This is a genomic window from Pedobacter sp. ASV28, assembly GCF_016428855.1.
Taxonomy (GTDB): domain Bacteria; phylum Bacteroidota; class Bacteroidia; order Sphingobacteriales; family Sphingobacteriaceae; genus Pedobacter.
Window position 1 is genome coordinate 15,968 of the sequence record NZ_JAELTN010000064.1, and the last position, 11,791, is coordinate 27,758.

Here is an 11,791-nt window from a genome sequence, read left to right on the forward strand (position 1 = left end):
AGCATTGGTGCGTAATTTTGCGTATATTTCAAAAAACTATTTATCAACTAATCAACACAAACATGAACAGAAAATTTATCCTAACCTTGTTGGGATTCTTGCTGTTGGCCACGTTTACTTATGCTCAGCGAAATGTGCGGGGAAAGGTAACCGATGCGGCCGACGGAAAAGGAATTCCAGGAGTAAGTGTGTCAGTTAAGGGACAAACTGGCAACACTGTAATTTCAATCGCCGATGGTAGCTTTTCCATCAATGTCCCAGCCAATAGTTCCATATTGGTATTTACTTATATTGGTTATATTTCAAAGGAAATTACGGTAGGAAATCAAGCAACCGTTAATGTGGAGCTTAGCTCAAGCAACCAGCAATTAGACGAGGTAATGGTAGTGGCTTATGGAACAGCCAAGAGAAGTACGTTTACTGGTTCTGCTTCTGTGGTTAAAGCTGACGACATTAAAGAAATGCCCACAACGTCGTTTCAAAATGCCTTAGTAGGTAGGATGGCTGGGGTACAAGTAACCACTTCATCGGGTCAGGCAGGTGCAACACCTAGTATTCGCGTTAGAGGTATTGGGTCAATGAACGCATCATTAGATCCACTTTATGTAATAGATGGAGTTCCGGTTAATCAAGGGAATGCTGGCCAGATGAGCGATTATACTACAGCTTCCAACAACATCATGAATACCATAAATCCCGCTGATATTGAAAGTATTACGGTTCTTAAAGATGCCGCTGCTGCTTCATTATATGGTTCTAGAGCGGCTAATGGTGTAGTCATTATCACTACCAAAAAAGGCAAATCGGGTAAACCTAAAGTAGAATTTAGAACTTCGATTGGTTTAACGCCTTCTTGGGCAACAGATAATTACGAAGCAGCTGGTCCACAAGAGCAGATCAATATGTTATACAGCATACTTTACGATTCCCGTATTGCAGCGGGCAGAACGCCACAACAAGCTAATGAGCAGACACTCATGCGATTAAATTCCAGAAACTGGACCCCTGGGGCATCCTATGGTACTCCTACGACGGCGTACGGATTTGGAATGCATGGTTATGAATTTTCAACCCCAGGAACTAGCATGAACGAAAATGTCATCATTAAAGGCAAGACTGACGGCGTTGAAAATCGCGATGGAAAGTACTATGATTGGGAGGGTGCCTTATTCAGAACTGGACTGTATCAAACCAATGATTTAGCAGTCAGTGGAGGTACAGAAGAAAGTAAATATTACACCTCGCTTTCCTATACTAAAGATCAAAGCCGGATAAAAATTAATAATTTTGATCGTATTACTGGTCGTATCAACTTATTACAAAAGGTAGGCAAGGTATTCGAATTTGGTGCCAATATGACTTTTGCCCGTTCAGAGCAAACGGGTTTTAACGATACTAGAAATACTGGTTCTAACTACTTTATGCAAACCAGAAATCTATTATGGCCTTTTTACTGGCCTACAGATTATAAAACTGGTCAACCTTTTACGGCTAGATATGGTAGTTTGGCGCAAAACAACATTTACTACGATAACGAGTGGGATAACAAATCGGTAACTAAAAGAATATTGGCTAGTCCTTACGTTCAATTTAACATATTGCCTGAGTTAAACGTGAAGTCTATCTTTTCTTATGATAATGCTCAAATTACCGATCATATTTATTACAGTGCAATACATTATAACGGATCGGCAACAAATGGATCTGTGAACGATATTACGACTAATGACAATAAAATAGTTTCTACTACCACCTTAAACTACAACAAAACTTTTGGTGATCATTCACTAGGCTTTTTAGCGGGTTTTGAAACCGAAAAAAATGTTACCGATTTTCAACGCTCAACAGGAACTGATTTACCTGCAAGCACTTTGCCAACAGTGGTTACCGCAGGCGTACAAAGTGCCAGTTCATATGAATGGGGGAATTCGCTTGTATCTGGATTAACCAGATTGGAATACAACTATAAACAAAAGTATTTTCTCTCTGGATCTTACAGAAGAGATGGATCTTCAAGATTACATCCAGATGCGAGATGGAGTAACTTTTGGTCCATTGGTGGCTCTTGGATGTTAAACAAAGAAGAATTCATGAAAGGACTAACTTTTGTTGATCATTTAAGGCTTAGAGCTTCTTACGGTACAAATGGAACCTTCCCAAGTGCAAACTATGGATGGAGAGCATTGGTAACTTACGGCTCTAAATATCTTAGCCAAGCTGGATCAGCGTTGGGTAGTATCCCCGACAAGAGTTTGAAATGGGAAAAGAACTTAGCGACAAACATTGCCTTAGAATTTGGTTTGTTTAAGCGCTTAACTGGTACGGTCGAATACTTCAATAGAAATACAGAAGATTTGCTACAGAGCGTGCCTATATCAACCACTACTGGTGTTAGCTCAGTACTTAAAAATGTTGGAAGTATCAACAACAAAGGTATTGAGATTGATTTGAATGCAGAGTTACTAGCCAAAAAAGATTTTAAATGGACTTTGGGTGTAAATGCAACTTTCTTATCCTCTAAGGTGACTAAATTATATGGCGTAGCAGGTTCAGCAGCTGGTAATGATGTGATCTGGAACGACCCAACTGGAGGTGATGCGAGAGCACAGTTTATTTATAGAGAAGGCGCTTCTACGTTAAGTTTTTGGGGCTACGAATGGGCTGGCGTTGATCCAAAAAACGGCAAAAATATGTGGTATGTGAATAATCCTAATAATCCAAGCGCTGGTGATGAAGTAATTAATGGAAGAGGAATTACATATGATTTTAACAACGCAAATAGAAAAATTATAGGTGATGGTATTCCTGACGTTTATGGTGGCCTTAATACTAATTTTGAGTATAAAGGCATAACGCTAGGTTTTGTTTTTAACTATAAAATAGGCGGTGATCTTTATGATGGAGCTTATAAAGATGCGGCGGATGATGGATATTATTGGGAAAGAATAAGAGCGAAAAGCGTGTACGACAATATGTGGACACCTCAAAATACAGGTGGATCTTTACCTCAACTAAAAGGTACAGATTTAACGGACCCTATGCAATACAGTACGCGACAGCTGCATAGTGCTTCATTTTTACGATTAAAAAATGTTTTGTTGGCTTATCGTTTGCCAAATCAATTAACCTCCAAAGTAGGGGCATCTAGTGCCAGAATCTATTTTAACGGAACTAACTTACTTACGTTTTCTAAGTTCAAGGAAGCGGATCCAGAGGTTAACCAATATAGTACAAGAGGATGGGAAACACCGTTTGGAAAGACCTATACCTTTGGTTTAGAGTTTAGTTTTTAATGATAACTGAAACATTGTGATGAAAAGATATAATATATTATTGATGGCTTTACTGTTAATCAGTTTATCCTCATGTAAGAAATTTTTAGATATGACGCCTACCAATTCTGCAGATGCAGACCAGGCGATAAAAACTCCAAAGGATGCCTCTGTGGCCATTAATGGAATAATGAGAGCCATGACATCATCAGATTATTATGGAAGGAATTTTTTGATCTATGGTGATGCCAAGGGTGGAGATTTTACAGTCTATTCTCAAGGACGTGGTTTAGATGGTTTATATACGTTTAATCATGCAGCAGATAACGGTAGCTATTCTGGCTATTGGTCTCAAATTTATTATTGCTTATTACAGGTGAATAATTTATTGGAAAATATACAAAAGCAGGAAGCGTTAGGAGTTACTGGATTTAATACGGCCAAAGGACAAGCCTTGACAGCAAGGGCCTTAATGTATTTTGATTTAGTACGCTTATATGGAAAGGTTTATGATCAAGACAAAAATGCTTATGGTGTACCTCTAGTACTTACCAAGTTGTCTACAGATGCGCAACCACTTAGAGCTACTGTAGAGCAAAATTATGCCCAGATATTGAAAGATCTCACAGATGCAGCACCTTTATTGCCTAAAACAAAAGTAAACGGATACATTAACTATTACGCTAATAAAGCAATTTTGGCTAAGGTGTATTTGTATATGAAATCTTATGGTAATGCGTTAACAGCCGCAGAAGAAGTAATTAATGCGACTTCATTATACACTTTATATACCAATGCCAATTGGGTAAGTTCTTGGACAACTCAATTTGGTTCGGAATCTATATTTGAATTAGGGATGGTGCCATTAGAAAACGATTTAACAACTGGTTCTTTAGGAATTTACCACAGAAGAAGAAACCATGGTGTTACGCAAGCGCTTGGCTTCTTTGTAGCAAGTGATTATTTCTTAGCACGGTTAGGTCAAGATGCAGCTGATGTAAGATGGGGAATAATGGCGGCAGATGAAATTTCTGCCACCCGTTTAGGTGCGCTTTATAAATACAGTGGAAATACGGCCCTTTTAGGTGATGGAAAAGCAACCAACACAGCTGTAAATATTAAGGTAATTAGATTATCTGAAGTTTATTTGATTGCGGCAGAAGCTGCCTTAACCTCAGATCCTGGTAAAGCTGTAGGATATCTAAATCAGATTAGGAAACGTGCACCAAATTTAGTGCCTGCAACGGTAGGTACAATAACCTTGGATATGATTTTAGACGAGCGTAGCAAGGAGTTATACGGTGAAGGCCAACGTTTCTTTGATATGATGAGAACTAACAAAGCGATCACTTTTAACGACGAGCTTGGTAGTATATCAGTACCACAACATAGAGCTAAAACAATAGATAGAACTTTCTATAAAACAATATTGCCAATTAGCCTAGCAGAAATGAATGCTAACCCTCCGATTAGAGCACAACAAAATCCTGGATATGCGAATTAATTTTTAGATAAAATAAAAGCCGCATCAATTTTGATGCGGCTTTCTTATAAATGAATTTTTAAGTATAACTACGCTATAACCAATTGCCGGTAAGCGACCAGCAAATGAACACTTTTAAGGGAAATAAACTGACCACTTTATTTTATAGTAGTTGGTCTGTTTTTAGATAACTTTTAGGTTATCAGGATTAGTTTCAAACTAATAATCTTACTCGTATTTAATTTGAATATCACGGTGATATTCCGCTGTTCCTACTGTTCCAGTTATGGTGGCCTCTCCATAAGTGTTGCCTTCTAAAACTGGATAAGCGGGGTCAAGTTCGACCGTGACAGTGTCGCCTGTATTAGAACCTACAATTCGTAATGGACCACTAACTGTCCACGTGACTGTGCTGCCGGGTGGTTTATGGTAAAAGGTATAAATTTCCTGATCTTGCCACCACATTCTGTTTACTCCACCAATCATTTGTATCACACATGACCCTACTAAATTTGCGTTAGTAAACCCATATCGATCTGCGAAAACATGGGCACGAAGATCAGCCTCCTGCTGCGAGATAACAGATAGGATAGTGCCAGCACTTACTGTATATGTATGAGCCGTTCCAATATATCCTGGCCCACAATCAGTTTTTGGAAAAGCACGATCTGTTGTCCAAGCTGCACTATAGTAAATTGTTGAGTATGGATATAAAAGATTGGTAGCTGTAATATCACCAGTAGTGAAACTGACCCAAGGAAGCACAGTAGAATTCATCACAGAATAAGGGTCGCTAGATGGTGTGCCATTAATATAACTCCCCTCTGTTTCATTAGTATGTTTAAAACCTATCGTATGTCCCAGTTCATGAGCTATCGCAAATACTTTTCTAGATTCAATCAAGGTATTATAATGATAGTTTATATTTATTTCATTGCCTGGTGAGCCAAACATAGGCAAGTATGCCCAAGCAACAGGTCCACTGCTTCCTTGATTAGAGGCATTAATTCTAATATCGGCATCTGCATAGCTAGAGGTTGTTATAAATCTTACCCTAGTAAGTGTATTATTCCAATGATCTATTGCTTGATATATGGCCGGTAGCCATTCGGTAGGTACAGCTGCACGTACATAAACTTTAATATTGCTTATGTTATAAACTATAGAACCTCCGAAATAATGTTGAACCGTTGGCGTAGTTTGTTTCTTTTTCCTATCAACAAACATTTCGCCAGCATCTTTGAAAGATATTAACATGTCTTTTTGTATTGTGAATAGACTATCGGTGGGATTGTAGTTTATATCATTTGTATCTACTTGCATTGTGACACTGAGGAAATTTAATAATTCCTTTATTGATATACTTTCTAGCTTTTCAGTTTTTTTGGAGTGTTGGATGTTTTCTTGACTTTTTTTACAAGACAGTAAAGAAAATAAGATGGACAAAAAAAAGAACGTCTTTTTCATAATAATTTTATTTAGGGGTTAATTTTAAATGATTATAATAAAGCTACACATTTTTGTAAATCAATATGTTAATAGTTGTCTTCTTTGTATTTATGAATGAATAGGTTGGTTAAGAATAATAAAGGCCGTACATTTAATACAGCCTGTTATTCTACTCTAAAGAGTTGTTGTAATCATTTTATTAACTATTCCCAAAAAACAGATAAGCCAATCCAATAGCGGTACAAACACCAACCAAATCTGCCAGTAACATGGCGCCAACTGCATAACGTGTATTTTTAATGCTAACAGAACCAAAATATACGGCAATTACATAAAATGTGGTATCAGAGGCCCCTTGAAAAATTCCTGATAATTTACTGGCAAAAGAATCTGCACCATAAGCCGTCATGGTATCCACCATCATTCCCCTTGCAGCACCTCCACTCAATGGTCTGATTAAGGCGGTTGGTAAAGCTTCAACAAAGCGAGTGTCTGCACCTAGAAGTACAAATAAGTTTTTAATGCCCATAATTATAACATCAAAAGTACCACTGGTACGCAACATACTTATTGCGACCAGCATGCCCACTAAATAGGGGATAATCTTAACGGCAGTTTCAAAACCATTTTTCGCACCGTCAATAAATGCATCAAAAACATCAATTTTTTTATAAACCCCGCCTAAAACGATCAATAGGAAAACCAGTAAAATTAAGCCGTTACTTAACAAGCCAGAGAAAGATTTAATGCCATCCGCATTGAGGGAAGTAAGGTATAATACCAATAAAGCAATGATCACGGAAAGACTTAAAATCCATCCAATAATAATGGGTTGAAATAAATTGATCTTTTGTTTAAACGAAACGATTAACATGGCACTTATGGTACCCACAAACGTAACAATTAAGCAAGGAATGAATATATCTGTAGGATCAGATGCATTTTGAGAAGCACGTATGGCAATTACACTTACGGGAATAAGACTTAAACCGGCAGCATGCAAGCACAAAAACATCAGTTGTGAATTGCTGGCAGTGTCTTTATTTGGATTGAGTTCCTGTAAGCTCTCCATGGCCTTTAATCCAAAAGGAGTAGCAGCATTGTCTAAGCCTAGTAAGTTGGCAGAGAAATTCATAATCATATGCCCCATTGAAGGATGGCCTTTAGGGATCTCTGGAAAAAGTTTAGAGAAGAATGGCCCCACAATTCTTGATAATAGTCGAATACCTCCAGCTCTTTCGGCAATGCTCATAAAGCCCATAAATAAAGCTAATATGCCAATCAATTTTAGACATAATTCAACAGATGTCCAACAAGTTTCAATGATACCGTTAACCTTGGTTAAATTGCTAGGATCGTCGGCCTTGCCAATCACCATCCAACTGAAAATTTCTGTTTGACCAAAAAAGATACATTTGATAGCGGCTACTACAATAGCCACAATGATAAAGGCGGACCAAATTCTGCTTAATGCCATTCTTAAGATTGTTTTGCGGTGTTGAATGTAGTGTTTTTACCGCAATTTTCCATTTTCAAATGCTAAAATTATTTGGTCATTTGCAGTGAGCTTAAAATTTGCAGGCTGGTTAAAAAGAATGCTGCCCTGCAATTGATAATGCTTGGCATCGTAGACCTGATAGGCATCGCAAAAACTCAAATCGCCAATGTCTTGAATACCATATGTTTTTATGGTACCTGTTCCAAGCTTGTCTGGGCATTCTTCATAATTAATGCCAACGCTAACGTGTATGCCATTTAAATAGAGGTGATGAATAAGGATATGAAAAAGCTGTTTGTTGTTTTTTGGAATGGCAAAATAGTTACCGGTATTTTGCTGTAGGTAGCTTTTTTGTGCAATGGAAACCAATCCGGATAGGATAGAAGCGAAATAGAATTTTCTGATTTCTTGTTTCTCTGTATCATTTTGGTAACCACCTGCTTCGATTAAAATGGTAGAAGTGCCTGCCTTTTGGAAATTATCACCAAATGCCCTAGGTTCATATTCATCATCAAAAAGTCCGATATGTAGGGGCAGTAGAGGATCCACTACTTTAAACATATCAGCAATGACCAACATGGCTTTTTCACGCGATGGGTTAATGGACAGTTCCTTATCTATGGCCGGGGCCAAATAGGATAGGGTAGCAGGTTTTAGGGTTCCATCTACGCTCCAGAGTGTAAGTTGATCATGCAAATTGAAGCCAAAATGGGGCTGTACTACCTCTCTACATCGCTTTAGTATTTTAGCTTCTGGCGTAAGGGTCTGCAAAAAATCCCGGTTAATGTCTATTTGTTGCGCATTTCGCCGGGTAAATATTTGGGCCCCATCTGGATTTACCATCGGAATGATATAGAGCTCACAGTTTTCAGCTAATAATGGCACCATTTCATTATCTTGTTGCAAGAAGTTGAACAGATCAAAAAGAGCCATGGTTCCTGTAGCCTCATCGCCATGCATTTGGCTCCACAACATCACTTTGGTTTTTCCATTGCCCCATTTCACGGCGTGGATACTTTTTCCTTTAACGGAATGACCAAGCGTACTCACTGAAAAAGTAGAAGGTAGTTGTTTAATTAACGGTATAATATCTTCATGTTTGAAAAAACGATTGGTCAAGGTCTTTTCTTCGAAGCTTGAATAATTGCTTAGGGTTGATTGGATGTTCATTTGAAATCGAAGTTAAAGAAAAATCGCCATTGGGAGTAGGAGAAGTAATCTTTCTAATAATAGATAAGATTGTTTCGTGCCTCGCAATGACGATTTAAATAATGCTAATTAAGTCGCTCGAAATGACAAAATAATTAAGGCTTTTCGTCAGTTAGCTCAAAGCCCCAGGTTTTTCCTTTTTCTGTAGCCGGAATACCGTCTACCATCCAAACAGGTGCTTTAGCACCTTTTAGATAATAATCAAAAAACTGTTGTTCACGTATTTGAATATCTTTTCTGTTTTGACGCTGTACCAAGTTATGGGCTTCATTATTATAGTTTAACAACCATACTGGCTTGCCCAAACGTTTTAATCCTGTAAACATCTCTATACCTTGGTACCATGGCACGGCGCCATCTGCATCGTTAGCCATCACCACTACAGGAGTAGTTACTTTAGGGAAATTGAACAATGGAGAGTTTTCAATATATAATTCTGGTTTTTCCCAAAGCGTTGCCCCAATTCTGCTTTGTGTTTTTTCATATTGGAATTGGCGATTCATACCGCTTTCCCAACGGATACCACCATAGGCCGAGGTCATGTTTACTACAGGTGCACCCGCCCATGCAGCAGCGTACATATTGGTAACCGTAATTAAATGAGCTACCTGATAGCCACCCCAGCTTTGTCCCTGTATGCCAATTTTACTGCCATCTACCCATGGATTTTTTTTCAGGTATTCTACACCAGAATTAATAAATTCTTCTGCAGATTTTCCAGGATGCCCAGTTTCATAGCTAATATCTGGAGCGAATACCAAATAGCCATTGCTCACAAAAAATGAGATGTTCAAACGTGATGGCGTTGGGGCTGGTGCCTGATACGTATAAAGTCCATCAGAAAGTTTCTCATAGAAATACACAATCATTGGATATTTCTTGTTGGGATCAAAATTTTCAGGCTTATATAAAATACCTTCCGATTTGTAGCCCTTAGGGGTAGTCCATTTTACCAATTCGGTGGTACCCCAGATATAATTGGCTTGTTGCGGATTGGTACTGCTTAATTTTGTAGCTGTTTTAAAGTCTTTGGATAGGTAAACATCTGGAGAGTTGATATAACTTCCTTTATCGTAAATGAACAGATCCAGATCTCTTGCTTTAACTAAGGAAGAAAATTTAGCTTTTTCCATTACCAATTGCTCAGGTAATTTATTGTCATTAATGGCTTTTCTGAAAATTCCATTCTCCTTTGTGGTATTGTTTAAGCCATCAAAGTATAGTACTTCATTCTTTTTAAAGAAACGGTCATCACTGTTACCACCGGTATTTCTCATGCCCATGTTTCGCTCTGCACTACCTATACTTACTCTTTCTACCCTTAAAGTGATATTATTGGAGCGGCCGTAACCAATGGTTATATTTTTAGGTGCAGATTTACCATCTGGTGAAAAAGCCCAAACATCATAACGATCGTTGATCAAAACTAGTTTGTCTTCTTCCGTCCAGCCAGCCAGCCCATAACTATTGGCATAATCAGGCACATCATTATCCTCATCAGCAAATTTCACGCTCATATTATGGTTTAATAAGGTGATTTTTCCCGTAGCTACCTGATAGGTATACCAATTGCCATTTTCTTTATTAAAGTAAAGGATATACTGACCGTTAGGAGAGGCCGTAGCATTGCCTATCAGATTTTCAATAATTTTTTTACGGTTTCCTGTTTTGATATCAACCAGGTAGTAATCTCTTTTGCTTCCTCCGGTCCATTGCTGCGCCACACGATTTCCGTAATCTGTAGAAGCAAGTACAAAACTGGCATCTCCTTCTTTTACTAAACTGGCATCTGGTAGCTTTAAATCAGTTAGTGGTACGATTTTGGGATCAGAGCTATAAACCTCAATAGCGGTTAAATAGCTTCTTTTAGCTTCCCGTTCGGCATTTTTTAACTGCATGGGTTGTAGGTAATCATCTTTGTAGCCCCAAATATCTAGTTTTGCATTTTCAAAGTCCACCAACGTAGTGTCCTTCGGTTTTTTGATAGGTGCTATACCAAAGAATAATTTAGCACCGTCTTTACTAAAAGTAAGTCTTCCATCTCCACTTACGGCATATTTACTTGGCATACCGGTCATATCATTGTCTACAAGAACCTGAGCGGTGTCCAGCGATAAGGAATTGTAATAGATATTAAAATCTTTAACCTCTTGTTTTTCTGGGCTGGTTTCGCCTAAGAAAGCCAAATGTTCGCTTTCTTCGTCAAATGCAAAATTTTTGAAATTGCCCTTGTCTCTGACCAAAGTTTTCAAGGTCCATTTTTCTGTATCTAATAAAAACACCCCGTGCTTGGCATCTTTATCTTTTTTAGAGCCAGAACTGGCAAAAACCAATAGTTTTCCATTTTTGCTAAAGGTATAATCGGTTACATACTTATAAGTTCTTTCTACCCCGGTAATCAAATTTTTTACAATGAGGTCTGTTCCCTCTTTTGAAGCTCCAGCTGCGGGTGTTTCGTCTGCAAAAAACAGATCTCCATCGTTTTTGCGTTCTTGGGCAGGTGCGGCAGGTCTAGGTTTTTTAGCCGTATCCAAAGGTTTTTCCAAGTTATAAGCAATAATGGATGCACCTTTTTCTGGGAAAGAGAAAGATTTAATTCTTGGTACTTTGGTAACGGCCAAAGTGCTAAGGTTAATGATACCCAAACTGTCTTTTGATTGCTCGTCTGGTTTCTTCTTTTTGATCTTCTCTAGCCTGGTATCTTTAAATAGTGGTTTGATCGCAAGTGCGGCAAACTTTGAATCGTTACTGAAGGAAATATTTGTACCTCTGGCTATCTTGAGCTTTTTAGCAGTCTGTCTCTTATACACATCTGACGCTGCCGACGATCGAGCCATAGTGTAGAGGTCGGGGGTGGGGGGGTGGGTAGAGGGGGGGGGG

Annotated in this window: 6 protein-coding genes; 2 read left to right on the forward strand and 4 right to left on the reverse strand. The window is 38.4% G+C overall.

Features of this window, described 5'->3' with window-relative positions:
- Positions 1 to 62 precede the first annotated feature (62 nt).
- Both JHD79_RS18745 and JHD79_RS18750 read left to right on the forward strand, forming a co-directional pair.
- A complete protein-coding gene (locus tag JHD79_RS18745) occupies positions 63 to 3,293 on the forward strand; it encodes a TonB-dependent receptor (protein ID WP_199120890.1) in 3,231 nt (1,076 codons plus the stop codon).
- A 19-nt stretch (positions 3,294 to 3,312) separates the two neighbouring features.
- Positions 3,313 to 4,776, forward strand: coding sequence for a RagB/SusD family nutrient uptake outer membrane protein (locus JHD79_RS18750; protein ID WP_199120891.1), 1,464 nt, complete (start codon positions 3,313 to 3,315; stop codon positions 4,774 to 4,776).
- Positions 4,777 to 4,983: 207 nt separating this feature from the next.
- Here the strand turns inward: JHD79_RS18750 and JHD79_RS18755 are convergent, their stop codons facing one another.
- From JHD79_RS18755 to JHD79_RS18770, 4 genes are all read right to left on the reverse strand, one after another.
- Entirely contained in the window at positions 4,984 to 6,012 is a 1,029-nt protein-coding gene (locus JHD79_RS18755; RefSeq protein WP_199120892.1) for a M57 family metalloprotease, read from the reverse strand.
- Positions 6,013 to 6,403: 391 nt separating this feature from the next.
- The gene (locus JHD79_RS18760; protein ID WP_199120893.1) at positions 6,404 to 7,681 is read right to left on the reverse strand and encodes a nucleoside recognition domain-containing protein; all 1,278 of its coding nucleotides are present in this window, start codon (positions 7,679 to 7,681) and stop codon (positions 6,404 to 6,406) included.
- 36 nt (positions 7,682 to 7,717) lie between these two features.
- Positions 7,718 to 8,872, reverse strand: a complete 1,155-nt coding sequence (locus tag JHD79_RS18765; RefSeq protein ID WP_199120894.1) for a M14 family zinc carboxypeptidase — start codon at positions 8,870 to 8,872, stop codon at positions 7,718 to 7,720.
- A 134-nt stretch (positions 8,873 to 9,006) separates the two neighbouring features.
- Positions 9,007 to 11,748 carry a prolyl oligopeptidase family serine peptidase gene (locus JHD79_RS18770; protein ID WP_370583357.1) on the reverse strand — a complete coding sequence of 914 codons (2,742 nt, stop codon included), beginning with the start codon at positions 11,746 to 11,748 and terminating at the stop codon, positions 9,007 to 9,009.
- Between the last annotated feature and the right edge of the window lie 43 nt (positions 11,749 to 11,791).